Source organism: Dermacoccus sp. BD5 (assembly GCF_044878485.1).
Taxonomy (GTDB): Bacteria; Actinomycetota; Actinomycetes; order Actinomycetales; family Dermatophilaceae; genus Dermacoccus; species Dermacoccus nishinomiyaensis.
This window is the reverse complement of the sequence record NZ_JANJER010000006.1, coordinates 68,819-93,781: the sequence shown is the minus strand read 5'-3', so window position 1 is coordinate 93,781 and position 24,963 is coordinate 68,819. Positions and strand designations below refer to the sequence as shown.

Below are 24,963 nucleotides of genomic sequence, written 5' to 3'. Positions count from 1 at the left end.
TCGGGTGTCCTCTCGTCACGTGGTTGTGGCGGCCGAGCATCGTCCGTCGCCACCGCCATGCGGTCGGCCCGAGCCGACCGCATGCCGTGTATCGCTGTCTGACCTCAACCTAGTGCGCGAGTCTCACCGCGGCTAGGCTGCCGCGATGACAGAAGCATCGCTGCCCAATGCGTCGGTGGCACCCGCGACGGGGACGTCGGTCGCCGCACGCCTCGACCGGCTCCCGATCACACGCAAGCATCTGCTCGCCACGGGCGTCATCGGCCTCGGGTTGTTCTTCGACGCGTACGAGAATTTTCTCGCCTCGACGATCGCCGCGGTGCTGAAGGAAGACTTCGCGCTGAAGGGCGACGTGCTCAAGTGGGTGCTCGCGTCGGCGTTCATCGGGCAGTTCATCGGGGCGCTGTTCATGGGGCGCCTCGCCGACCGCATCGGGCGGCGCAAGGCGTTCATGGTCAACCTCGCGCTCTACTCGGCGTTCTCGCTCGCGGGCGCGTTCACCCCGAACGCGGCGTGGCTCGTCATCACGCGGTTCTTCGCGGGCATCGGCATCGGCGGCGAGTACGCGCTCGGCGACTCCTACCTGTCCGACATCCTGCCGAAGAACAAGCGCGGGCAGTTCATCTCGTGGGCGTACACGATCAGCTTCCTCGGGGTGCCGACGGTCGGCTTCCTCGCGCGCTGGCTCGTGCCGATGACGCCGTTCGGCATCGACGGATGGCGCTGGCTGTTCGTCTTCGGCGCGATCGGCTCGATCGTCGTGTGGGCCGTGCGTACCGGGTTGCCCGAGTCGCCACGCTGGCTCGAGGCACAGGGCCGTCACGACGAGGCCGACGCGATCACGCGCGAGTTCGAGGACGCCGCGCGCGCCGAGGGCCACACCCTCGCCGAGCCGGACGCGTCGCTCACGCCCGTCGCGTCCCGCCAGGTCTCGATGGCGTCGCTGTTCAAGGCGCCGTACACGAAGCGCACGATCATGTTGTGGCTGCTGTCGGCCCTCGAGGTGTTCGGCTACTACGGCTTCGGGACGGTGGCGCCGCTCGTCCTCGTCGCGAAGGGCTACAGCGTCACGAGTTCGCTGCTGTTCGTCGCGCTCAGCTACCTCGGCTACCCGCTCGGGTCGCTGCTGGCCGTGCCGATCGTCGAGCGCATCGAGCGCAAGTACCTCGTCATGGCGACGGCGACGCTCATGGCGATCTTCGGCCTGTGGTTCGGATTCGCGTCGTCGACGGCTCAGATCATCGCCGCCGGCTTCCTGTACTCGTGCGCGTCGAACCTGTTCTCGAACGCGTACCACGTGTATCTCGCCGATTCGTACCCGACGGCGATCCGTGGCACGGCTGCCGGCGCGGCGTACTCGTTGAGCAAGCTCGTCACGGCGTTCCTGCCGTTCATCCTGCTGCCGGTGCTCGAAGACCACGGCAGTACACCGGTGTTCGTCATCGTTGCCGTCGCGATGGGCTTGCTCGTCGTGACGGTGGGGGTGCTCGGTCACCGCAGCACGGGGCGTAGCGCGGACGCGGTGTGACGGATGCCCGAGGCGCCGCGGAACCACCACCGGGGCACCACCTGGATCCGTCGCCCGAACCCGACGACAATGGGCCCATGACTCGCACGCTGCACGTCCTCAACGGCCCGAACCTCAACCTGCTCGGTGAGCGCGAACCGTCGATCTACGGTGCCGACACGCTCGCTGACGTCGAGGCGCTCGCCGCGCGGGTCGGTGACGAGCTGGGGTTCGGCGTCGAGTGCTTCCAGAGCAACCACGAGGGGGCGCTCGTCGACGAGATCCAGCGCATCCGTCACGACAGCGGGGGCATCGTCATCAACGCGGGGGCGTACACGCACACGAGTGTCGCCATCCGGGATGCTCTCGCGAGTGTCGAGGCGCCGTTCGTCGAGGTGCACATCTCGAACGTCCATGCGCGCGAGGCGTTTCGGCACCACTCGTACTTGAGCGACAAGGCGGTGGCCGTCATCGTCGGGTGTGGTGTCCAGGGCTACGAATTCGCGCTGCGTCGCCTGGCTGCGCTCGCCGCGACCCCCTGACCCAACTGCGATTCCTGTCCACATCTGCGATTTTCTCCACATTCGTCGGGTGTGGTGTTCGGTACCGACGCACGGCTGACTCGGGCGGACGCGTCGCCCGACGCACGGGACCAAGGTCGCGGACGGGTTGTCACCGCTCTCGCCTAGGGTGGAAACCATGACGCGCAGTGTCTTCGTCACCTCAGCCGAAGGTGAAACCGGCAAGTCCACCGTGGCCTACGGGCTGCTCGACCTCCTATCGCGCCAGGCCGGGCGCATCGCGATCTTCCGGCCCGTCGCCACCAGCTCCCGCGACAAGGTCGTCGACCTGCTGCTGTCGCACCCGGCCGTCGACCAAGCCTACGAGGACGCGCTCGGCGTCACCTACGACCAGATGCACGATGACGAGTCGGGCTCGCTCGCAACGATCCTGGCCCGTTTTGACGAGGTGTCCGCCGACGCCGATCTCGTCATGGTGCTCGGCAGCGACTTCGCGGACGTCTCGACCGGCCGCGAAGCCGAGATCAATGCCATGGTCGCCGCGAACCTCGGCGCGCCCGTCGTCCTCGTCGTCCACGGGCGCGAGCGCACCCCCGAGCAGATCGCGCAGGTCGCCGTCATGGGTTGCGAACAGTTGCGCGCGAGGCACGCGACGCCCGTCGCGATCGTCGTCAACCGCGCCACGAGCGGTGACGTCACCGGCATCCGCCTCGCACTGACGAAGGACGCCGAGACGGCGTCCGTGCCCGTCGCCGGCGTCATTCCCGAGGTTCCGTTGCTCGTCGCACCCACCGTCGCGGCGCTCGCAGAAGCCGCCGGCGCCGAGCTGTGGCGCGGCAATCCCGAGTGGCTGCAGCGCGAGTCGCGCGGGTTCGTCGTCGCTGCGATGTCACTGCCGAACGTGCTGACGCGCCTCGTCGAGGACGTCACCGTCATCGCCCCCGGCGACCGCTACGACATCCTGCCCGGGCTCGTCCTCGCGCATCAGTCCGGCACGTTCCCCGGGCTCGCCGCCATCGTCCTGACGGGCGGTTATCGCCCGCCGGAGAGCGTGCAGCAGCTGCTCGACGGCACGAAGCTCGACGTGCCGATCCTCGTGACAGATTCGGGCACCTTCGAGACGACGGCAGCCCTGGCGCGCACGCGCAGCGCCCTCAGCTCCGGCAGTGTCGTGAAGAAGCAGACGGCGCTGCGTGCGTTCGGCGAAGCCATCGACGCCGACGGCCTTCTCGCCGCCATCGACATCGACGAGGCGGCCGCCGTCACGCCACTGATGTTCGGCCACCGTCTGCTCGATCGCGCGCGCAGCGCCCGCAAGCACATCGTCCTGCCCGAGGGTGACGATCTGCGCATCCTCAAGGCCGCCGACGAGGTGCTGCGCGGCGGCATCGCGCAACTGACGATCCTCGGTGACGAGACGCAGATCAAGGCGCTCGCGAGCAGCAACGGCCTCGACATCTCGTCCGCCTCGATCGTCTCCCCGCACGACGAGGAGCTCGTCGAGAAGTTCGCCGCCGAGTACGCCGAGATCCGCAAGAAGAAGGGCGTGAGGATCGAGCAGGCCCGGGAGACGGTGCAGGACGTGTCGTACTTCGGCACGATGATGGTCCACCTCGGGCTCGCCGACGGCATGGTGAGCGGCGCCGCGCACACGACGGCGCACACGATCAAGCCGAGCTTCGAGATCATCAAGACAGCGCCCGACGCGGACATCGTCAGCTCCGTGTTCCTCATGGCGCTCGCTGATCAGGTGCTCGTCTACGGTGACTGCGCCGTCAACCCCGACCCGAACGCCGAGCAACTCGCCGACATCGCGATCAGTTCGGCGAAGACGGCGTCGGCGTTCGGCATCGAGCCGCGCGTCGCGATGCTGTCGTACTCGACGGGCACCTCCGGCAGCGGCGCCGACGTCGAGAAGGTGCGGGCCGCAACCGAACTCGTGCGCGAGCGCGCGCCGGAACTCGCCGTCGACGGGCCGATCCAGTACGACGCGGCCGTCGAACCGAGCGTCGCGAAGTCGAAGATGCCCGACTCGCCCGTCGCAGGGCGCGCGACGGTGCTGATCTTCCCCGACCTCAACACCGGCAACAACACGTACAAGGCCGTGCAGCGCTCGGCGGGTGCCGTCGCCATGGGCCCGGTGCTGCAGGGGCTCAACAAGCCCGTCAACGACCTGTCGCGCGGCGCGCTCGTCGAGGACATCGTCAACACCATCGCCATCACGGCCGTGCAGGCGCAGGAGGAGAAGGCATGAACGACGTGGCGCACGCGCCGAGCAGCGAGCGGGACGGCGGGGCCGGCAACGTCCTCGTCATCAACGCGGGGTCGAGTTCGCTCAAGTACCAGATCGTCGACCCGGTGACGGGGGAGTTCGTCGTCAAGGGCCTCGCCGAGCGGGTCGGCGACTCGGGTGGCACGATCACGCACGAGTACCGCAGCGAGAAGACGACGCACGACGTCGACATGGCCGACCACGGCGTCGCCCTCGAGGAGATGACGAAGGTCATGGCCGAGACGGGGTTGCCGATCGAGGACGCGGACGTCGTCGTCGTGGGTCACCGCGTCGTGCACGGCGGGCGCAACTTCACGGGCCCCGAGATGATCACCGACTACGTGCTCGACGAGATCAAACGCCTCGGAACCCTTGCGCCGCTGCACAATCCGGCGCACGCGCTCGGCATCGAGGCGGCTCGGCGCATCTTTCCCGACCTGCCGCAGGTCGCCGTGTTCGACACCGGGTTCTTCTCGACGTTGCCCGCCTCCGCGTACACCTACGCGATCGACGCGAAGCTCGCGAAGGAGCACGCCATCCGTCGCTACGGCTTCCACGGCACGTCGCACGAGTACGTCTCGGCGCGGGTCGCACAGTTTCTCGAACGTCCCGTCGAGGGGTTCAAGCAGATCATCTGCCATCTCGGCAACGGCGCGTCGATCTCGGCGATCGACGGGGGCCGAGCCGTCGACACGTCGATGGGCATGACGCCGCTCGAGGGCCTCGTCATGGGCACGCGTGGTGGCGACATGGACCCGGCCGTCGTCCTGCACCTCAACCGTGTCGCGGGGCTCGGCGTCGACGAGATCGACACGCTGCTCAACAAGAAGTCGGGCATCCTCGGGCTGACGGGGTCGGGCGACTTCCGCGACCTCATGGGGCGCGTCGACGACGGTGACGAGACGGCGCAGCTCGCATTCGACGTCTACGTGCACCGGCTCGTCAAGTACATCGGCGCGTACGCGGCGGCGCTCGAGGGCGTCGACGTCATCACGTTCACCGCCGGCGTCGGCGAGAACAACGCCGCCATCCGCGAGGCCGTGTGCCGCCGTCTCGGGTGGCTCGGCGTGACGTTCGACGCAGCCGCCAACAGCGCCGACGATCATGACGCGCGCATCATCTCCGCGGCAGGATCGCCTGTGACCGTGTGCGTCGTCCCGACGAACGAAGAGCTTGCCATCGCGCGTCACGCGGTGGCGGCGATCGACGCCTGACGCGCGCCCCCACTCGTTGCAGTTGCGCACCGAGTGGGTCGCGGTGCGCCCGCGATCTCCCCACATCGTGCGTCTACGCGTCATGTGGGGCGTCGCGGAATCGCTGCGGCCCGGCTCCCTTCGTGAGGGAGCCGGGCCGCAGCGGTTCTGGTCGAGACCGGTGAGGTCAGATCAGAAAGCGCTCTCCGGGACGTCCATGAGCGAGCCGTCCTCGGCGATGGTGATGGCCTTCTCCGACGCCATGCGCGGCAGCACGGTGCGCGCGAAGAACTGTGCCGCGGCAACCTTGCCGGTGTAGAAGTCGGTGTCCTTGCCGGCGTCGCCCGCCTCGAGGCGGGCCTGCGCGACGATGGCGGCCCGCAGCAGCAGCCAGCCGATGACGACGTCGCCCGCAGCGAGCAGCAGACGCGTCGACGTCAGGCCGATCTTGTACGCCTCGGCCGGCTTCTCCAGCGAACCCATCGCGGCTCCGAACATGAACTCACCCATGTCCTTGAGGTCCGTCGCGGCCTGCGCGAGCAGACCCGCCTCACGCTTGAGGGCCTCGGGAGCCTGGCCGATCGTCGTCTCGATCTCCTTCTGCAGCATGCCGAGGGCCACACCCTGATCCTTGACGATCTTGCGGAAGAAGAAGTCGAGGCCCTGGATGGCCGTCGTGCCTTCGTAGAGCGTGTCGATCTTTGCGTCACGCACGTACTGCTCGAGCGGGTACTCCTTGAGGAAGCCCGACCCGCCGTATGTCTGCAGCGACTCGGTGCCGAGCAGCACCCACGCGCGCTCCGAACCGGCGCCCTTGACGATGGGCAGCAGCAGGTCGTTGAGGCGCGCCGCCATCTCGGCGGGGCTGCCCTCCTCGAGCTCGGCGGCCGGGTTGCCCTTCGTCGCCTGGTCGACGACGTCCTGCTGGCACGCGGTGTACATGACGAGCGAACGCAGACCCTCGGCGTAGGCCTTCTGCAGCATGAGGCTGCGGCGCACGTCCGGGTGGTGCGTGATCGTGACGCGCGGCGCGTCCTTCTGCGGCGTCGTCATGTCGGCACCCTGGACGCGCTCCTTGGCGTACTCGAGCGCGTTGAGGTAGCCGGTCGACAGCGTCGCGATCGCCTTCGTGCCGACGAACATGCGGGCGTTCTCGATGACCTTGAACATCTGCGCGATGCCGTCGTGGACGTCGCCGAGCAGCGTGCCGACGGCGGGGGCACCGTCACCGAACGTCACCTCGCAAGTCGTGGAGACCTTGAGGCCCATCTTGTCCTCGACGTTCGTCACGTATGCGCCGTTGCGCTCGCCGAGCTCACCCGTCTCGAGGTCGACGTGGAACTTCGGGACGATGAACAGGCTGAGGCCCTTCGTGCCGGGGCCGGCGCCCTCAGGGCGGGCGAGGACGAAGTGGACGACGTTGTCGACCATGTCCGACTCGGCCGAGGTGATGAAGCGCTTGACGCCCGTGATGTTCCACGTGCCGTCGTCGTTCTGCGTGGCCTTCGTGCGGCCGGCGCCGACGTCAGAACCGGCGTCGGGCTCGGTCAGCACCATCGTGCAGTGCCAGCCACCGTCGACGATGTGCTTGGCGAGCTTCTTCTGCTCGTCGTTGCCCATGAAGTACAGCAGCGACGCGAACGCGTAGCTCGCGGAGAACATGTGGACGGCCGGGTTGGCGCCGCAGACGAGTTCGGCGAGCGACCAGCGCACGGACGGCGGCACCTTCATGCCGTCGAGCTCGACGGGGGCGTCGAGCATGCCCCAACCGGCGTCGATGTACGACTTGTACGACTTCTTGAACGACTCCGGCATCGTGACCGACTTGGTCTCCGGGTCGTAGACCGGGGGGTTGCGGTCGGAGTCGATGAGGCTTGCCGCGAGGTCACCCTCGGCGAGCTTCGCGACCTGGCCGATGATGTCCTTCGCGACGTCGACGTCGACGTCCTCGTAGATGCCGGTGCCCAGCACGTCCTGACGGTTGAAGACCTCGAAGAGGTTGAACTCAAGGTCGCGAACGTTGCTCTTGTAGTGAGACAAGATGTCCTCCGAGATCGGTAGGGGTGCAGCGCGATGATCCAGGCGCTACTCGCCGGTAAGTCTACTCATGAGTACGTGAGGTTGTGCTGAGTGCTCGGTTTGCCTCGCCGGTGGGGAGCCCGGACGATGGAGGCATGACCCCTCGAAGCCCTGACGCACGTGGTGCTGCAGCGAACGCTGACGTGCCCGCGGGCGCGATCCCGAGCGAAACACGCCGCGACGCAGCGCTAGCGCGACTGCGGGCGCGCGGAGAACGCGTCACGCCTGGACGACGAGCCGTCCTCGACGTGTTGAGCCGCGAACCGGGTCACATCGACGCCGACGCCGTCGCGGCGCTCGTCGACGAGGTCGAACCGGGTATCCACCGCGCGACGATCTACCGCTCGCTGCAGGCTCTCGTCGACGCTGACATCGTCACGCACACCCACGTTCCGGGCGGCGCGACGATCTACCACCTGGCGGCCGACGTGGCGCGTGAGGGGGCGAAGGCCGATGTTGGTGCATCGGATGGGGACTCGGGGGAGGGCGCTGCCGCCGGGCACGAGGTCACCGGGCACGTGGCCGAGCCTCACGCCCACGCGCACCTGCAGTGCGACACGTGCGGGCGCTTCGTCGACGTCGACGTGGCCGAGTTCGCGCCACTCGCCGCAAGAATCAAGGAGCTGACGGGGTTCACGCTCGACGCCGAGCACGGGGCGCTGCTGGGGCGGTGTGCGCAGTGCTCGAAGGAGCCACAGCCGACCTCGCGTCCCGGCGAGGCCGAGCAAGAATGACGAAAGGGGCCGGATCCCATCGTATCCGGCCCCTTTCACATGCTTGGAGCGAGTGACGAGAATCGAACTCGCGTATTCAGCTTGGGAAGCTGATGTTCTACCATTGAACTACACTCGCGAGCCCCGCCACGGCGGGGTTCTTGCCTGTCCGGCGCCCGTCCTGGTGAACGTCCGGCGCGTCGATCAAGCGCCTCGTACTCTAGCGCGTCCGCGCCGTACGTGCATGTCATGACGGACGGTGTGTCGGTCTCTCGCCACCGACGGCGCCGATGAGTGAGAGCGGGGCCGCGGCAGACGCGCGTCGATTACCGTAGCCGTGTGCTGCTTTCGGACCGTGACATCAAGAGCCAGATCGATTCCGGCCGGGTCGTGCTCGACCCGTACGAACCGTCGATGATCCAGCCGTCGAGCATCGACGTGCGCCTCGACAAGTTCTTCCGGTTGTTCGACAACCACAAGTACCCCTTCATCGACCCCGCCGCCGAGCAGCCGGAACTGACGCGCCTCGTCGAGGTCGACGCGTCCGAGCCGTTCATCCTGCACCCCGGCGAGTTCGTCCTCGGCTCGACCTACGAGCAGATCACGCTGCCCGATGACGTCGCCGCTCGTGTCGAGGGCAAATCGTCGCTCGGTCGCCTCGGATTGCTGACGCACGCGACGGCGGGCTTCGTCGACCCCGGTTTCTCCGGCCACGTGACGCTCGAGTTGAGCAACGTCGCGACGCTGCCCATCAAGCTGTGGCCGGGCATGAAGATCGGCCAGCTGTGCTTCTTCCAGCTGACGTCCCCCGCCGAACACCCTTACGGCAGCTCCGAATACGGCTCGCACTACCAGGGCCAGCGCGGCCCCACCGCGAGCCGCAGTTTCTCCTCCTTCCACCGCACCGACGTCTGACGATGGCCGACGAGAGCGACGACGACGTCACGTCGCTGCCGGCGCGCGCGGCTGTCGAGCTCAGCCGTCGTCTCGGCTCCGAGCTCGAGGTCGAGGTCGCCCCGGGGCAAGCAGATTCTCCGCGCGTACCGGACGGTGAAGCCACCCCCGTCGACGAGACCTCCCTCGGCGACAAAGTGGTCGGCCTCGCCGCCGACGCCGCCGATGCGCTGCTGCGCGACGACGAACTCGGTGACGAGGCGCTCGACGGTGTCACCGTCGATGACGACGCCGACGCCGTGAGGGCACCGCAGCATGCCGCAACGACTCGTCGCGAGTCCGAAGTGAGGGAGTCCACCAACCCGCCGATGCCCATGCCGCACGTGCATCGTCCTGAGGGTGAGGACGACGGGGACGGGCAGGATGACGGCAGGGCGGACGACGACGGCGGGCGAGCCGATGCCGGGGGTGCCGCTCCTGACTCACCCGCGCAAGACGGTTCGGGTGTCGTCGACGCCCCCGTGAGCGTCGAGGCGCCACCGCGTCCGGCGACGATGAAGCGCGGTGGTGCGGCCGTCGTCGCGAGTCCGTTGCTGACGATGCCGCGCGTGCGTCACCCCGAGGCGATCGTGCTGTTCGTCCACGGAGGCGCCGTCGAAGGTCACCTGCGGATGCGTCGCGGTGACCCCGCCTACCTGCGCATCGTGCCGTTCGCGCGCGACGTCGAGCGTCGTAGCCGCGGCCGAATCGGGGGTGCGACGCTGCGCCTCGCCGTCCGTGGGTGGAACGAGCCGGAGAAGCCGGCCGTCGAGGACACACGGTGGGCTCTCGGCGAGCTGCGCGATCGCTACCCGGGCGTGCGGCTCGCCATCGCCGGTCACTCGATGGGCGGGCGGGTTGCGCTCGACATCGCGAGCAGCGAGGACGTCGCCGCCGTCGTGGCGCTCGCGCCGTGGGCGGCGGAGGCCTACGACCCCGCGACGTTCCGCACCATCCCGCTGCTTGGCATCCACGGCCGACGCGACACCGTGACCAACCCCGTCGCGACGAAGAAGCTCATCGACGACGTCGCGGCCCTCGGGGGCGACGCCCGCTTCGTCTCGATGCCGGGCTGGCACGCGATGCTGTGGGCGGCGCGCCGATGGCACCGTGAGACCTCGCGGTTCCTCATCGACCATCTGCTCTAGGGTGCCGCCCCGGGCGACCGTGCCATCCCGGCAACCGGTGCGGAGGACGTCGAGACGTAGACCGTCGGCGGCGGGGTCGTCGGCCCGGCCACCAGGCCCTGACGCCGCAGCCGCAGCGTCCCGGCGAATATGGACGAAAATCGCGAATGTGGACAAGAATCGCGGATCGGGACGGGGATTGCGGAGGGGCGCGGTCATGGCGAGGTCACCCGGTACTGCCCGGCGGGGCCGACGCCGAAGTTCGGCGTCGGTGACGGCTTGTGCGTCGTCTCGGACGTGCACGTCAGCGTCGGCGTGACGGCGTTCTGCGTTGCTTCGACGCCGGGAGCGCGCGAGGCGTCGTACCGGTAGGTGCGAGCCTCGCCCTCGAAGAACGGCGCCGCGCTGGTCTCGAAGTCGACGGCGGCGCTCGGCGGGCCGGGGCGTCCGCGTTCCTGACCCATGACGGCCTCGTAGTTCCACCGGTACTTCTCGTGCGAGTGCGGCTCGATGATGCTCGTCGAACCCTTCGCGGTCACCGCCGACGTCGGGTCGTCGATGACGAGTCGGACGCGTCCAGGGTCGCCGTCACCGGTGGCCCGCCCGTCGATGCGATGGATGAAATCAGCCGAGTTCTCGATGTTGAGCGTACGCACCCCCGCAGGGAGCTTGGCGGCCCCGACCGGCGAACCGTACGTCGTGACGTGGGTGACGTTGAGACCGTCGGAGCGACGGCGCGCGAGGTTCGTCATCACCATGCCGCCCTGCGAGTGACCCACGAGCATGACCGGCTCGCCCTTGCCGAGCACGCCCTCACGCCGCATCGCATCGCGCAAGGCATCCCGGACGGCGACTTCGCCACCGCTGACGAGACCCGCCGCGGCGGCAACGTTGCCGGAGCCGTCGAGTGGCGTGCGGGCGTTCCAGGAGAACGTCGCGGTGCCGGGGATCATCGCGATCCAGCGGCCCTGGCCAGTGGCCGGGTCGACGACGCGCTGCACCTGGATGTGGGCGGAGTCGTTGCCGTTCTCGTACAGATCGTCGATGCGTCCCATGCTCTGGCCGACGCTGCGCACTGCGGGTGCGGGCCGGGGCGCATCGGGCCCGCTGACGATCGAGGTGGTGACGGGGTTCGGAGTGCCCAGCGCACGCACGAGGCCGATGTTGATGCCGGCGACATTCTCCTCGTACGAACCCGGCAGTCTCGCGTCGATGATGGCGACGACGTCACCGACGATCATCGCGGTCGTATCGGGCGAGGGCGCGTTGCCGGTCCACTGACGCATTGAGATCTTCGCCAGAGTCACCGTCAGCGAGTACGTCGCGATGGCTGTTTTCATGTGGGCGACGGCGCAGGCTTCGGCGAGCTCGTAGGCGTCGAGCGAGGCGCTCACGAGAGTGCTGAGCAACTGCGCGCGCAGCGCCGTGGCCGTCAGGGTGGCCGCCAGATCGAGTGACGCCGTGGCGCATGTCGTGGCCGTGCCAGGGGAGAGGGCATCCCCGGTGAACGGCAGGCCCCAGCCGATCGACAGGCTCGTGGTGGAAGCGCTGCTCGCGTCACCGTGCGCCGTCGTCAGCGCGGCGGCGAGGGTGCGCAGATCAGCGAGGTTGGCGTCGACGGCGCTCGGGCCGGCGCTCTTCTTCGCGATGACGGTGCCTGTCACCGACGAGCTGGGCGGGTCGACTCTCATGCGGCGTGCTCCCATCCGGCGCCGGGACGCATCTCATCCTGGGCGTCGCCGGCCGCGAGGCAGCCGCTCGGCGCGCCCGATTGCGCATGGAGGCCGACGAGTGCCGCCACGACCTCGGCGCGAACGTCGAACCAGTCGCGTGTTGCGTCGTCGAACCCGACGTCGCACCACTCGCCGCCTCGGCGCGCTGCGATGAGGCAAGGTGTCGCGACCTCGTCCAGACAGCCGATGACGACGAGGTCGGCGTCGGCGTCGGGCGGGGCGTCGACGACGAGCTGTAGCACGGCGCTGACGACGTCCTCGGCGGCGTGGACGCTCGCGCCCCGGGTGCTCGCGAGGCGGAACAACCCGTCAGCGAAGGTGACCTCGAGCAACGACGTGTGTTGCCCGGCACGGGCTCGCACGAGCAGGAACGGCTGCGTCATCGTCATCCCCGCCAGTCGCCGTAGTGGGAGTAGTCGTACGGACCCTCGCTCTCGTCGCGGTGCAGGGCCTTGCCCACCTTCGACAGGCCATCGCGCGCGAGATCGATCGGCGCCATGACGACGTTGGTCACGCTGGCCTGATGCGATTCGACCGATGCGGCGTGCCGGCCGATGTCGGTCGCGAACGACGCCGCGTCGTCACCGCAGGCGTCGAGGTCGCGGGCGAACGAGGTGAGGACGCTGCGGCAATGGTCGGCCGCACCGGACGTCCACTGCGTCGTCGTGATGGTCGTGCGCAGATCCGTGGCGGACTGTGCGAGGTCGCTCGAGAGCAGGTCGGCTCGCCGCTGCTGCGCCCGGATGTCGTCTCCGAGAGTGCTCATGACGGCGACGCTAGGTCCGCGCGTCGCCCCCGCGCAGCCCGGGCGCCGCGACCCTGTGGATCAGCCCTCCCGAGAGCATCGAAACGGCCCGTGGCCGTCACTGCCTGTGGATGACGAGGCCGCGCCGCCGGTCCGCCTCGTCATCCAGATGCACCCGGGTGCATCTGGACGCACGAGGCGGGGGCGTGAGTAGCGGAACCCTGGCAGGCGAACTCGGATGGACGAACCCCGCTCAACGAACCTCGCTCAACAAACCCCGCCCGAGGCGCCCCATGAAACGACGAACGGGGCGCCCGTCCCGCTGATCTCTCAGCGGAACGAAGCGCCCCGGGTGTCAACCCTGGTGCCCGTGACGGGCGGGTGCGGCGGCTCAGACGGTCTGCGTCGCGCCCTCGTCGACGGTCTTCGTGTCCTCACCGCGACGCACCGCGGCGAGCAGCATGTTGGCGACGTCGACGACCTCGACCTCTTCGCGCGCGTTGCCGTCGCTCTGCTCGGCCGTGAGGCCGTCCGTCATCATGACGCGGCAGAACGGGCAGCCGATGGCGATGCGGTCGGCGCCGGTGGCGACGGCCTCCTTCGTGCGGTTGAGGTTGATGCGCTCGCCGAGCTTCTCCTCCATCCACATGCGGGCGCCGCCGGCGCCGCAGCAGAAGGACTTCTCGCCGGAGCGTTCCATCTCCTTGTACTCGACGCCGGGCAGCGACGCGATGAGTTCGCGCGGCGGCGCGTAGACCTGGTTGTGACGGCCGAGGTAGCACGGGTCGTGGTACGTGACCGACTTGCCCGTCGACGCAGCGCCCGACTTGTCCTTCGGCTGCTGCGCGAACTCCTCCGGCGCCGCGACGGGCGTCAGCTTCTTCTCGCGCACGAGACGGTTGAGCAGCTGCGTGTGGTGGACGACCTCGTACTCGCCACCGATCTGCGGGTACTCGTTCTTGATCGTGTTGAAGCAGTGCGCACACGTGACGACGATCTTCTTCGCCTTCGCCTCGTTCAGCGTCGCGACGTTCTGGCCGGCGAGCATCTGGAAGAGGATCTCGTTTCCGGCGCGGCGTGCCGGGTCGCCGGTGCAGCTCTCGCCGTCACCGAGGACGGCGAAGTCGACGCCCGCTGTGTGCAGCAGCTCGGCGACGGCGCGCGTCGTCTTCTTCGCACGGTCCTCGTAGGCGCCGGCGCAGCCGACCCAGAACAGCCACTCGACCTCGTCGGCGGATTCGACGTCGGAGCCGATGACCTTGACGTCGAACGGCAGGCCCTTGGCCCACTCGAGGCGAGCCCGCGCCGACATGCCCCACGGGTTCGACTTGTTCTCGAGGTTCTTGAACAGGCCCGCCAGTTCGGTCGGGAACGCGGACTCGATGAGCGTCTGGTAGCGACGCATGTCGACGATGTGGTCGACGTGCTCGATGTCGACGGGGCACTGCTCGACACAGGCGCCACACGTCGTGCACGACCACAGGACGTCCTCGTCGATGATGGCACCGGCCGCGTCACCGTTCGCGGTGGCGCCGGCCGGGTTGTACGCCGTCAGCGGGTTTGCGATGTCGTAGCCGGTCGAGCCGATGAGCGGCGTGCGCAGCAGGTCGACGCCGGAGTGGTCGGCGACCGTCGGCAGGCCCTTCTCGTCGACGGGCCCGGACGCGGCCGCAGCGGCCTGCAGGAACGGCGCCTTCGCGGCGGAGTGGTCGCGCAGCGTCATCATGAGCAGCTTGGGCGACAGCGGCTTCTCGGTGTTCCACGCGGGACACTGGCTCTGGCAACGACCGCACTCGGTGCAGGTGGAGAAGTCGAGCAGGCCCTTCCACGTGAAGTCCTCGACCTTGCCGACACCCAGGACGGTGTCCTCGTCGAGCTCGAGCTCCTCGACGTCCTTGAGCGGCTCGCCGTCGACCATCATCGGCTTCGCGGCGCCGAGGGCCGTGCGGCCGTCCGCGTTGCGCTTGAACCAGATGTTCGGGAACGCGAGGAAGCGGTGCCAGGCAACACCCATGGTCGTGTTGAGCGAGATCGTGATCATCCACGCCATCGAGATGAGGATCTTGATCGCGGCGATGACGACGATGAGCTGCTCGAGGCCGTCCTTGCCGATCGACTCGAACGGCTTGCCGAGGAAGAACGTCATCGGGAAGTGCAGGACGCTCGCGTGGTGGCTGCCGTCGACGCGGCCCAGCGCGTACTCGAGCGCGCGCAGGCTGACGATGCACAGACCGACGCCGAAGATCGTGAACTCGACGTAGTAGGCCTGCCAGAACGACGAACCGAAGAAGCGCGACTTGCGGCCGTCCTTGCCGGCCGAGCGGCCCGGGTGGTTCTTGCGGCGGTTCCAGATGAGCCAGCAGATGCCGAGGAAGCCCGTCCACGCCATGAACTCGGTCAGCCACTCCCAGGGAGCGAACGTTCCGATGATCGGCAGCGTGAAGTCGGGGTTGAAGATCTGGCCGTAGGCGGTGACCAGGGTGAAGAACAGGATGCCGAAGCTGATCATCGTGAACCAGTGCGCGACGGCGACGATCGGCAGGCGGGACATGCGCGTGTGTCCGAGGAACTCGCGCAGCAACGTGACGGTTCGCGCACCGGGGTTGTCCGTGCGCTTTTCGGGTGCGCCGACCTTGAACCGCGCCACCATCTGTGCCACGGCGCGCACGAGCAGCGAGACGCCGATGACGGTGATGACGACGCAGATCACTGCGGCGACGATCTGGAGGGCTGACATGGGCCCCAGTCTAGACGGGGCTACCGGCCGGTAACCCGGGGGCGGGGCGATGTCGTGTCCATTTCGAATTAGTCAACGAGCACGTGTGCTATTGCCTGGCCCGTGGGCATAAACGTAGATAACGCAGAGTTGGTAAAGTCATAAGCAGTCATCGCACCGCGTCTGCTCGCCTCCTTGGGGCGAGAGTGGACGCGCCGCCACCGTCGAAAGGCCCCCTCATGCCCATCCTCGCCAACGTCACCGAGGCCATCGGCAACACGCCGCTCGTGCGCATCAACCGCATCATCGACGCCCCCGACGTCACCGTCGCGGCGAAGCTCGAGTTCAGCAACCCCGCCGCCTCCGTCAAGGACCGCATCGGCAAGGCGATCGTCGAGGCAGCGGAGGCCTCCGGCGAGCTGAAGCCGGCCGGGACGATCGTCGAGGCGACGTCGGGCAACACCGGCATCGCGCTCGCCATGGTCGGCGCCGCCAAGGGCTACGACGTCGTGCTGACGATGCCCGAGTCGATGTCGAAGGAGCGTCGCGCGCTGCTCAAGGGCTTCGGCGCCGAACTCGTCCTCACCCCCGCCGCCGAGGGCATGAAGGGCGCCGTGACGAAGGCCGAGGAGATCGCCGCCGAGCGTGACGGCGCCGTCCTCGCCCGCCAGTTCGCGAACACGGCCAACCCCGAGGTGCACCGCAAGACCACCGCCGAGGAGATCTGGCGCGACACCGACGGCGCCGTCGACATCGTCATCGCCGGCATCGGCACCGGCGGCACGATCACCGGCATCGGCGAGGTGCTCAAGGAGCGCAAGCCCGACGTGAAGATGATCGCCGTCGAGCCCGCTGAGTCGCCGATCCTCAACGGCGGTCAGGCCGGGCCGCACAAGATCCAGGGCATCGGCGCCAACTTCGTGCCCGACATCCTCAACACCGACATCTACGACGAGGTCATCGACATCGACGCCGAGACCTCCGTCGAATGGGCGCGCAAGGCCGCGACGCAGGAGGGGCTGCTCGTCGGCCTGTCGTCCGGCGCCGCACTCGCCGCAGCCTCGCAGGTGGCAGCGCGCCCCGAGAACAAGGGCAAGACGATCGTCGTCATCATCCCCAGCTTCGGTGAGCGCTACCTGTCGACGATCCTGTTCGAGGGCATCGTCGACTGACATCCGTCTCATCGGCCGGGCGCGTGGTGCTGCACCGCGCGCCCCGGCGTTCGGGCACCCCGGGCGGGTGCGCCGATGATGAGCAGAGCTGTTGGGCGAGAGTCGAGTTCGAGGAGATGACGGTGGCGAAGAACCCGTTGACGCGTGCAAGGGCTGCGCTGGAGACGATGAACGAGGACGTCGACGCGGCCCTCGCACGCGACCCCGCCGGGGGTTCGCGGTTGGAGATGGCGCTCGCCTCGCCTGGTCTGCACGCTGTGTGGAGCCACCGGGTCACGCATGCGATGTGGCAGCGCGGCGGCCGCTGGAAGCTGCCGGCGCGTCTCGGATCGCAGGTGACGCGGGCCGTCACCGGCGTCGAGATCCATCCCGGTGCGACGATCGGTCGGCGTTTCTTCATCGATCACGGCATGGGCGTCGTCATCGGGGAGACGAGCGAGATCGGCGACGACTGCATGCTCTACAACGGCGTCAACCTGGGCGGGCGGACGCTCGCGAAGGTCAAGCGTCACCCGACGCTCGGGGACGGCGTGACGGTGGGTGCGGGCGCTCGTATCCTCGGCCCGATCGTCGTGGGCGATGGCGCTCAGGTCGGCGCGAACGCCGTCGTCGTCAAGGATGTGCCCGCGACGGGCGTCGCCGTCGGTGTGCCCGCGAAGGTGCGGGTGCCCGCCGTCGAGCACGACCCGTTCAGCGACCCTGCCGTCTACATCTGATCGTGTGCACTGCCCCGCGCTGACCTCGATGTTGCCCGGGTTTCTGGGGATCGATTGCCCGAAAGCCGGGCAACATTGTCGGGTGACTGGCGCGCGGCCAGGCATGACGAAGGGGGCCGCTTCACCGATGTGGTGAAACGGCCCCCTTCGTCAGATCAGGCAGTTCAGCCCTTGGCGGCAGCCTTGAGCTTGGAACCGGCCGTCACCTTCGCGGCGTAGCCGGCCGGGATCTCGATCTCGGCGCCCGTCTGCGGGTTGCGGCCCGTGCGGGCGGCGCGCTCGACACGCTCGATCGTGAGCAGGCCGGGGAGCTGGATCTTGTCACCGCGGCCGACGGCCTCGATGATGACGTCGTTGAGGCCGGCGAGGACGGCGGTGGCGTCCTTGACGCTGACGCCGGTGCGCTGGGCGATGGTGCTGGCGAGGTCACTGCGGTTCATGAATCAATCCTGTTCTATCCGACTGGTCGTGGCCGAGACAGCCACCCGAAGGGCTGTGTTAGGCCGCGCTGTCTGCGAATCTACGCGAAATCCCGCGAGATGTCGCGCCTGACGCGGGGTTCTTCGCACGTCGTGCGCCTCGAGCGTCAGGGCGAGTCGAGTGGGTTGGGGTCAGGGGAGCTTCTCGCCGCCGGGGCCGAAGCCGCTCGTGTCGGCGTGAAGGTCGCCCTTGGAGTCGCGGTGGATCGTCTCGGGCAGGTCGCTGTCGTCCTTCGCAGCGTGCTTGCCGCCGGACGTCTTCGACGAGACGGCGTCCTTCGCGTCGGCGGCCTTGGAGGTCGTCGCGTCCTTGGCGTCCGACGCCTTGCTCGCGACGCCATGCGCTGCGTCCTTGCTGACGTCAGCGGCCTTCTGGCCGACAGCCGCGGCGACGACGGGCGCCTTGGCCTTGACGGTCTCCGTCGCGGCGGTGACCTTGTCCTGCACGGCAGGGTTGCTCCAGGCCTTGTCGGCCTGCTTCTTGATCTGCTCGTAGCGCTTCTCCCCAGCGCGCGTACCGAGGACGTAGCCGACGACGCCGCCGGCGAGGAAGGAGATCTTGCCCATGATGTGGCTCCATTTCATGTGAACGGACAACTTGCCGTCGAGCCTACCCAATCTGCGTTGGCGCGCCAGTGCCTTACGATGGTTTCTCGTTGCCCGGTTGCCGTGCGACGCCTGGGTTCGGCCCTGCTGGGAGCATCGATGACGATGCGCTCGACGGGTCGTTGCCCGTGGTGTTCGCGGTTGGTGCAGCGACGAGGAGGGCTCGCATAGTGGCCGAGTGCACCGGTCTTGAAAACCGGAGTTGGGAAACCAACCGTGGGTTCAAATCCCACGCCCTCCGCAGGTGAGTAGGACCCCCGCCGGACCAGCGACGAAGTCGCCCGGCGGGGGTCCTACTCACCTGCGGCATGACATGCTGGGGATTTGGGAGGGGCGACGCGCGAGTGAGCGATAGCGAGCCTGCGCGGCGCGACGGTTCCCACGCACTCCCTCCTAACGGTGCAGAGCGACCCAACTGCGATTTTCGTGCACAACGATCGGCCGACTGTTGCTCCTGCACACCGTGGGTGCTTGGGTGGCATGAGGGCCCCATTCGTCGGGGCTGACGGTCGACACCAGGGAGCGCTGAAATGCTCGACGACACCCAGGACACAGGCGCCCGCACCAACACCACGCATCACGCCGGCGCCGGCGCCTACCCGTCCGGCATCCAGGGCGACGGTGTCCGCGACAACACCCACCCGCCATACCCGCGCGACGGCGCTCTTGGAACCGCTACCCGCGACGCCGGTGCCCGCACGTCAGGCGCCGACGCCGACGTCAGGGCCGCCGGTGGACTCGACCCTGCAGGTGCGATCGTCGCCCAGGCGAACGAGGCGCCCACCGCAGAACGCCCCGTCGAGGGCGTCGTTCAGGTTCTCTCACCCCGCCAGGTTCCGCTCGGCGGGCTGCGTGCCCTCGAGGTGCGACGCACCCTGCCGCACCGCGACCGCTCGTTCGTCGGGGCGTGGTGCTTCGTCGACCACTACGGCCCGGAACGCGGCGTCGGCATGGACGTGCCGCCGCACCCCCACACCGGTCTGCAGACGGTCTCGTGGTTGTTCGAGGGCGCCATCGAACACCATGATTCTGGTGGCGCGCACGCCGTCGTCCGCCCCGGCGAGGTCAACCTCATGACGAGCGGCCACGGCATCGTCCACTCCGAGGTCTCGACGCCCGGCACCGAGACGCTGCACGGCGTCCAGCTCTGGGTGGCACTGCCCGACGTGACCCGCGACGGCGACCGCGCGTTCGAACATCACGCGCCCGAGTGCGTGCCGCTACCGAGCGGTCAGGGTTCGGCGCTCGTCTTCATCGGCGAACTGCGCGGCGTCGCCGATTCGCCGATCGTCACGCACACGCCGCTGCTCGGCGCCGAATTGCGCCTCGACGCGGGCGCGCGTGTCACCCTCGATGTCGACGAGGGGTTCGAGCACGGCATCCTCGTCGACACCGGCACGGTCACCCTCGACGGCGCGCGCCTCGAACGCGGCGACCTCGGCTGCGTCGACGAAGGCCGCGCGACGCTGACGCTCGACGTCGGTGATGAGCCCGCGCGCGTCATCCTGCTCGGCGGCACGCCGTTCGAGGAGGAGATCGTGATGTGGTGGAACTTCATCGGCCGCAGCCACGACGAGATCGTCCTCGCGCGCGACGAATACGAGGCGGGTGCAGAGCGTTTCGGCTCGGTCGAGGGATATGTCGGCGACGTCGAGCGCATCCCCGCGCCGACCATGCCCCCGGTTCGCCTGCGCCCGCGTAACCGTCGCGGGCGCGGCGGAGGGTGACGATGGCTCGCGAACGCGACACACGTCGCATCGCGACGAACCCGCCGACCATATGCCCAGCCCCGCAACGAGGACCGCCCGTCGCATGACTCGCTCAGCCCGACCCCATCGAAGGAGAACGCCGTGTCCGACCTGACGTTGACGAAGAACACCGACGCCAACCGCTACGAGGCGTGGGACGGTGACGCCCTCGCCGGATTCGCCGAATATCAGCTCACCGATCAGCTCATCGTGCTCACGCACACCGAGGTGGATCCGAGCTACGAGGGCAAGGGCGTCGGCTCACAGGTCGCGAGGTTCGCGCTCGACGACGTGCGCGCCGACGGCACTCACGACGTGTTGCCACTGTGCCCGTTCATCAAGGGCTGGATCGGGCGTCACCGCGAATACGTCGACCTCGTCCACGGCGCACCCGAGACCACGGCGAAGGACGAACGCATGCCCGCCGAGCCCAACGGTCCTGACGGCGTGCCCCGCGCCGACAGTCCGGACGCGGCCACCGATCCTCACCGCCCGTCCGAGTCTGACGGCCCTGACGGCGTGCGCCGCGTCGACGTCATCGTCGTCGGTGGCGGGCCGACGGGCGAGAACGTCGCTCAGTACGCCCATGACGGTGGGCTGAGCGTCCTGCTGATAGAGGGCGAACTGCTCGGCGGTGAGTGCTCCTATTACGCGTGCATGCCGAGCAAGGCGCTGCTGCGCCCGCTCGACGTCAGGGCGACCAGCGAGCACCTGCCCGGCCTGCGGCCCGCCGAACTCGACGTCGCGGCGCTCCTCGCACGCCGCGACGCGTGGGTCTCGCACTACGACGACACCTCCCAGCTCGACTGGGCGACGGGCGCAGGCCTCGACGTCATGCGCGGCCACGCACGTCTCGTCGGCGAGAAGACGGTGAGCGTGAGCTCGGACGGCGGCGCGAGCACCGTCGTCGAAGCGGGCGTCGCCCTCGTGCTGGCGACGGGTTCGGTGCCCGTCGTCCCGCCGATGTTCGCCGACCTGCACGCCTGGGGGTCGCGTGACGCGACGGGCGTCGTCGAGGTGCCTGACCGGCTCGTCATCGTCGGCGGCGGGGTCGTCGCCTGCGAGGCCGCGACGTGGATGAGCGCCCTCGGCAGCAGCGTCACGATGCTCGTGCGCGGTGATGCGCTGCTCACGGACCAGGAACCATTCGCCGGCGCGGCCGTCCTCGACGCGCTGCGTACGGCCGGCGTCGACGTCCGCCTCGCCACCCGAATCACCGACGCCAGCCGCGCCGGCGCCGCCGACACCGGCCTCGGTCGCGTGCACGGCGGGCCGGTGACGCTCGCCGTCGAACGTGATGAATCGGGCAGCGAGCGGATCGTCGCCGACGAACTCCTGCTCGCCACCGGCCGTCGCCCTCGCCTCGACGACGTCGGTCTCGACGCGGTCGGCGTCAACGCGGACGACGTGCGCGCCGGGCGCCTGCCGACCTGGCTGCACGCCATCGGTGACGCCGGCGGCGGTGCGCCGCTGACACACATGGGCAAGTACGAGGCGCGCGTGCTCGGCGCCCGACTCGCCGGCGCGCACGAGACGCCGCCGCCGCGTGACGTTCCCGTCCCTCAGGTCGTGTTCACGGACCCGCAGGTCGCGGCGGTCGGCTCGAGCGAGGCTCAGGCGCGCGAAGCAGGGCATGACGTCGTCACCGTCGCGGTGCCGTTCGCGAGCGCGGCGGGCACGGCCCTGCTGCGTGACGACGGTGTGGGGAGCGCCAAGATCGTCGTCGACCGTGCCACCGGGTGCCTGCTCGGCGCGACGTTCGTCGGCCACGAGGCGGCCGAACTCATCCACGCGGCGACGGTCGCCATCGTCGGCCAGGTGCCGATCGGCGTCCTTCGGCACGCGGTGCCGAGCTACCCGACGTCGTCGGAGCTCTGGCTGCGCCTGCTCGAGGAGCTGCCGACGAACCTGCGCTGACGCGTGACGGCGGGGGGCTCGGGGGCATGACGGACGACTTGTCGAGCGCGCACAAAGGGACGGTTGCGTCGTACATCACAGGGCAAGAGCTACGCGTTGACGGGCGGCACGGCGTCGCGGGCTCCGGTACAGCTGGCACGCCGAACGGCGGCTGCAGTGGTCCTGCCAGTTCAACAGCCCAGGTCTGCAACACGTACATCGGCATCTCACTCACGAACTCCTCCGGCACGAGCAGCGCCAACCCGGCCTCCGTGTCGCTCAGTTACCTCGTGACTGTCGACGGCTACCGCACGACAACCGTGACGCTCAACGTCGCGTCCTTCATCAAGGACGGCACCAAATGGGCGGGGTCGGGCGTCACGTTCTGCTGACCATCGGAGCGCCGTGTCGGCTCAAAACGCCTCCCCACCCAAGGATGGTGTGTCACGAACGCGCGCTATTTCGCGCTTTCGTGACACAACATGGGCCGTCTCGATGCTCATTCTGCTCGGAGCGCCTGAGCCCCGACGGGGCCTGAACGGCCGCCGGCTCTCCAGTTTCGTCAAGGAGACCGGTGCGACGTCAGCGCCTCAGCGCACCCGGTAGTCGATGGGTTTGCAGACGCCGGCGTTCGATTTCTCGGCCGAGCATGCCGTCAGCCCGACGAACAGGTCAGCTTCGGCGCGGATGGCGAAGACGTCACCCGCCTGCGTCGGCGGCGGGTCGATGTGCAGTTCACCGTCGGGGCTCGTCCACACGTCCATGAAGATGTTGAGCGTCGTGCCGATGTGGTCGGGCGCGACGCCGACGGGTTCGAGCGCGCCGCACAGGTTCGCGAAGCAACTCGGGTGCGGGGCGCCGTCGAACTCGGGGTAGAGGATGTCGAACGTCTGCTGGCTGCACGGCGTCACCGTCATGTCGTGGATGCCCACCGAGTCCGCGACGATCGTCGCCATGACGCTGCTGCGGTTGCTCCACAACCGGTGCCCAGTCGATGGGTACAACGTGTTGTTGTAGTCGACGGTGCGCCCCGCCGAGAAGCACTCGGCGATGTCGTCCTGCATGACGGCGTAGAAGTCGCTCACCTGCTCGCCACACGGGTCGACGACCTCGAGCACCTGACCGGCCGCCAGCGGCACGAGCACCCCCGTCTGCGGGGCGATGCGCGACCAACCGTCGGCGGGAGCTTCGGGGCCGCCCGCGTACGGCGGCCGCGGCGTCGGCGGGTGGGGGGAGCGCGGGCGTCGCGGGTCAGTCATCAGGATTCTCCTTCGAAGGGTGCGCGGTGAACGGGGCACGCCAGTCGTCCTCCACGTGCCGCCCAGAGTACTGACGCGCCTCCGACGAGCGTCCATGATCGGTGACGACCGGGTTGATCGAACCCTGCAACGCAGCATCGCGACGGCGGATCGCGTCGCGCATCCGGTCGAAGCCGCCGTCAGCTCGCAGCTGCTCGAACTGATCGTGCAGGTTGAACACGACCGTCGTCAGCGGAGCACGGCGCGCGATGCGCGAGGCCTGCGGATGCAACCCGACGAGGAAGAACGGCACGCCGCCGAGGCTGAAACTGAAGTGCGGTGACGTCGTGTCGGGCGACACGCGCTCGGCCCACGGCGCGTCGTCACGATCGTGCAATCGCTGCAGCATGCCCCACAGAAGGTTCTCGAACTCCCGCTCGTCGCCCGCCCGCGGGCGACGGAAGACGGCGATGAAAGAGCCGAACTCGCGCGGGCCACGCTCGATCGCGGCGAAGTCGGCCAGTTCAGCGCTGAGCGTTGAGAGACACGCGTCATCGGTCATGTCGTCGAAGACGCGGACGAGCGCGCCGTCGCGTTTCAGCGCCGAACGCGCTCCGAGGCACGGAAACCGAGGGTGCTCGATCATCGCGCCGATGACGTCGCGGATGGCTGCCTCGTCCGCGCCCTCGAGGCCCGCGTCGGCTTGTTCGGCGAGCCAGTCGGCGAGGTCAGGGGCCTGCGACTCGTCGTCATCGGTTGGGTGCGTCGACGAGCCGGATGATGAGGTGGGGGCCGCGGCTGGCGGCCAGTGATCGTCAGACACATGACCACCGTAGCCGCGCGCCAGACCCCACAACACGGCTTGAGGGCGCGTCTGCACGTCCATCGCGCGGTAGGCGCCTCTGATGTGCGACTTGATGCTGTTGACGCTCAGGTGCAGGCGCTCGGCGATCTGCGCGTTCGGCATGCCCGAGCAGATGAGATCGACGATCTGCGCCTGACGTGCGGTCAGCCCGTCGGAGGGGACGGTCGGCCGCGCGTCCGTGGGGGAGGGTCGAAGCACCGCGGGGCGGACGATTCGGCCCGCGACCACGTCATCGACCCCGGCGCGCAGATCGGCGGCGCTCGCCGACCGTCCGACGACTCCCGACGCGCCGCGCGCGAGGAGCCGGCTGATGGCGGCCTCGTCGGTGTGCAGCGACGACACGAGCAGCTTCGTCGTCGGGTTCGCGGCGTGCAGCGCGCGCAGTTGATCCCAGGCGTTGCGGTTGGGTTCGTTCCACTCGAGCACGGCGACGTCGGCATCGAGCGCGAAATCCTCGGCTCGCAGGCCCGGGCCACGCACGAGCACGAGGCGTGTCGCGACGCCGAACGCGTCGAGAGCCGCCATCGCGCCGCATCCGAACAGCTCGCTACGTGCGACGACGGCGACGGTGAGGCGGGGCACAGCTCTCCTTCGAGCGATCCGACGATCAAGGGTCGTGAGGTGTCGGTGGTGATGAGAAGTGTTGTCGCTCACCGTGTTTCGCGCCACACCCGCAAGGAGGTGAAGCGTCGGCTGCCTGATGG

At 68.8% G+C, this 24,963-nt stretch carries 21 protein-coding genes and 2 tRNA genes; 13 read left to right on the top strand and 10 right to left on the bottom strand.

Going from position 1 to position 24,963, the window contains the following annotated elements; translation table 11 throughout:
• Positions 1 to 145 precede the first annotated feature (145 nt).
• From NQ706_RS06490 to NQ706_RS06475, 4 genes are all read left to right on the top strand, one after another.
• The gene (locus NQ706_RS06490; protein ID WP_051805536.1) at positions 146 to 1,528 is read left to right on the top strand and encodes an MFS transporter; all 1,383 of its coding nucleotides are present in this window, start codon (positions 146 to 148) and stop codon (positions 1,526 to 1,528) included.
• 77 nt (positions 1,529 to 1,605) lie between these two features.
• The gene (aroQ, locus tag NQ706_RS06485) at positions 1,606 to 2,049 is read left to right on the top strand and encodes a type II 3-dehydroquinate dehydratase (RefSeq protein ID WP_038566690.1); all 444 of its coding nucleotides are present in this window, start codon (positions 1,606 to 1,608) and stop codon (positions 2,047 to 2,049) included.
• 157 nt (positions 2,050 to 2,206) lie between these two features.
• Positions 2,207 to 4,282 (top strand): phosphate acetyltransferase, encoded by a 2,076-nt coding sequence (gene pta, locus NQ706_RS06480; RefSeq protein ID WP_038566692.1) that lies wholly within the window; start codon positions 2,207 to 2,209, stop codon positions 4,280 to 4,282.
• A complete protein-coding gene (locus tag NQ706_RS06475) occupies positions 4,279 to 5,514 on the top strand; it encodes an acetate/propionate family kinase (RefSeq protein WP_051805537.1) in 1,236 nt (411 codons plus the stop codon). Before pta ends, NQ706_RS06475 begins: the two co-directional genes overlap by 4 nt.
• Before the next feature lie 171 nt (positions 5,515 to 5,685).
• On the opposite strand, the gene NQ706_RS06470 is transcribed toward NQ706_RS06475, so the two are convergent.
• A complete protein-coding gene (locus tag NQ706_RS06470; protein ID WP_038566696.1) occupies positions 5,686 to 7,533 on the bottom strand; it encodes an acyl-CoA dehydrogenase in 1,848 nt (615 codons plus the stop codon).
• Positions 7,534 to 7,667: 134 nt separating this feature from the next.
• Between NQ706_RS06470 and NQ706_RS06465 the strand changes: the two genes are divergently transcribed.
• Complete coding sequence (locus NQ706_RS06465) at positions 7,668 to 8,306, top strand: Fur family transcriptional regulator (RefSeq protein WP_081873554.1); 639 nt, start codon at positions 7,668 to 7,670, stop codon at positions 8,304 to 8,306.
• 44 nt (positions 8,307 to 8,350) lie between these two features.
• Here the strand turns inward: NQ706_RS06465 and NQ706_RS06460 are convergent.
• Positions 8,351 to 8,424 (bottom strand) — tRNA-Gly (locus NQ706_RS06460).
• 200 nt (positions 8,425 to 8,624) lie between these two features.
• Between NQ706_RS06460 and dcd the strand changes: the two genes are divergently transcribed.
• A complete protein-coding gene (dcd, locus tag NQ706_RS06455; RefSeq protein ID WP_006947114.1) occupies positions 8,625 to 9,200 on the top strand; it encodes a dCTP deaminase in 576 nt (191 codons plus the stop codon).
• A 2-nt stretch (positions 9,201 to 9,202) separates the two neighbouring features.
• Positions 9,203 to 10,366: a dienelactone hydrolase family protein gene (locus NQ706_RS06450; RefSeq protein ID WP_051805542.1), complete on the top strand. Its 1,164-nt coding sequence runs from the start codon at positions 9,203 to 9,205 to the stop codon at positions 10,364 to 10,366.
• Between the two features lie 194 nt (positions 10,367 to 10,560).
• Here NQ706_RS06450 and NQ706_RS06445 read toward each other — a convergent pair whose 3' ends face one another.
• The 4 genes from NQ706_RS06445 to NQ706_RS06430 form a co-directional block, all read right to left on the bottom strand.
• Positions 10,561 to 12,036: a hypothetical protein gene (locus tag NQ706_RS06445; RefSeq protein WP_150112704.1), complete on the bottom strand. Its 1,476-nt coding sequence runs from the start codon at positions 12,034 to 12,036 to the stop codon at positions 10,561 to 10,563.
• A complete protein-coding gene (locus NQ706_RS06440) occupies positions 12,033 to 12,467 on the bottom strand; it encodes a hypothetical protein (RefSeq protein WP_143181555.1) in 435 nt (144 codons plus the stop codon). The genes NQ706_RS06445 and NQ706_RS06440 overlap by 4 nt, the downstream gene beginning before the upstream one ends.
• A complete protein-coding gene (locus tag NQ706_RS06435; protein ID WP_038566703.1) occupies positions 12,464 to 12,844 on the bottom strand; it encodes a hypothetical protein in 381 nt (126 codons plus the stop codon). The genes NQ706_RS06440 and NQ706_RS06435 overlap by 4 nt, the downstream gene beginning before the upstream one ends.
• A gap of 370 nt (positions 12,845 to 13,214) precedes the next feature.
• Positions 13,215 to 15,560 carry a (Fe-S)-binding protein gene (locus tag NQ706_RS06430; protein ID WP_038566706.1) on the bottom strand — a complete coding sequence of 782 codons (2,346 nt, stop codon included), beginning with the start codon at positions 15,558 to 15,560 and terminating at the stop codon, positions 13,215 to 13,217.
• Between the two features lie 218 nt (positions 15,561 to 15,778).
• Here NQ706_RS06430 and cysK point away from each other — a divergent pair, with 218 nt between their 5' ends.
• Entirely contained in the window at positions 15,779 to 16,711 is a 933-nt protein-coding gene (gene cysK, locus NQ706_RS06425; RefSeq protein ID WP_006946929.1) for a cysteine synthase A, read from the top strand.
• Positions 16,712 to 16,827: 116 nt separating this feature from the next.
• On the top strand, positions 16,828 to 17,427 hold the full coding sequence (gene epsC / locus NQ706_RS06420; protein ID WP_050786596.1) for a serine O-acetyltransferase EpsC: 600 nt from the start codon (positions 16,828 to 16,830) through the stop codon (positions 17,425 to 17,427).
• A gap of 164 nt (positions 17,428 to 17,591) precedes the next feature.
• Here epsC and NQ706_RS06415 read toward each other — a convergent pair whose 3' ends face one another.
• Both NQ706_RS06415 and NQ706_RS06410 read right to left on the bottom strand, forming a co-directional pair.
• Positions 17,592 to 17,867 carry an HU family DNA-binding protein gene (locus NQ706_RS06415; protein WP_006947090.1) on the bottom strand — a complete coding sequence of 92 codons (276 nt, stop codon included), beginning with the start codon at positions 17,865 to 17,867 and terminating at the stop codon, positions 17,592 to 17,594.
• Positions 17,868 to 18,038: 171 nt separating this feature from the next.
• Entirely contained in the window at positions 18,039 to 18,473 is a 435-nt protein-coding gene (locus NQ706_RS06410) for a hypothetical protein (RefSeq protein ID WP_006946922.1), read from the bottom strand.
• Positions 18,474 to 18,668: 195 nt separating this feature from the next.
• On the opposite strand from NQ706_RS06410, the gene NQ706_RS06405 reads away from it, so the two are divergent.
• From NQ706_RS06405 to NQ706_RS06390, 4 genes are all read left to right on the top strand, one after another.
• A tRNA-Ser gene (locus NQ706_RS06405) sits at positions 18,669 to 18,753 on the top strand.
• A 289-nt stretch (positions 18,754 to 19,042) separates the two neighbouring features.
• The gene (locus NQ706_RS06400) at positions 19,043 to 20,239 is read left to right on the top strand and encodes a pirin family protein (protein WP_038566709.1); all 1,197 of its coding nucleotides are present in this window, start codon (positions 19,043 to 19,045) and stop codon (positions 20,237 to 20,239) included.
• 123 nt (positions 20,240 to 20,362) lie between these two features.
• Positions 20,363 to 22,177, top strand: coding sequence for a GNAT family N-acetyltransferase (locus tag NQ706_RS06395; protein ID WP_081873555.1), 1,815 nt, complete (start codon positions 20,363 to 20,365; stop codon positions 22,175 to 22,177).
• A 26-nt stretch (positions 22,178 to 22,203) separates the two neighbouring features.
• Positions 22,204 to 22,548: a hypothetical protein gene (locus tag NQ706_RS06390; protein ID WP_038566711.1), complete on the top strand. Its 345-nt coding sequence runs from the start codon at positions 22,204 to 22,206 to the stop codon at positions 22,546 to 22,548.
• A gap of 198 nt (positions 22,549 to 22,746) precedes the next feature.
• Here NQ706_RS06390 and NQ706_RS06385 read toward each other — a convergent pair whose 3' ends face one another.
• Together NQ706_RS06385 and gntA are read right to left on the bottom strand one after the other, a co-directional pair.
• Positions 22,747 to 23,415 carry a DUF1989 domain-containing protein gene (locus tag NQ706_RS06385; protein ID WP_006946721.1) on the bottom strand — a complete coding sequence of 223 codons (669 nt, stop codon included), beginning with the start codon at positions 23,413 to 23,415 and terminating at the stop codon, positions 22,747 to 22,749.
• Positions 23,408 to 24,841: a guanitoxin biosynthesis heme-dependent pre-guanitoxin N-hydroxylase GntA gene (gntA, locus tag NQ706_RS06380; RefSeq protein ID WP_081873556.1), complete on the bottom strand. Its 1,434-nt coding sequence runs from the start codon at positions 24,839 to 24,841 to the stop codon at positions 23,408 to 23,410. The genes NQ706_RS06385 and gntA overlap by 8 nt, the downstream gene beginning before the upstream one ends.
• Positions 24,842 to 24,963 lie beyond the last annotated feature (122 nt).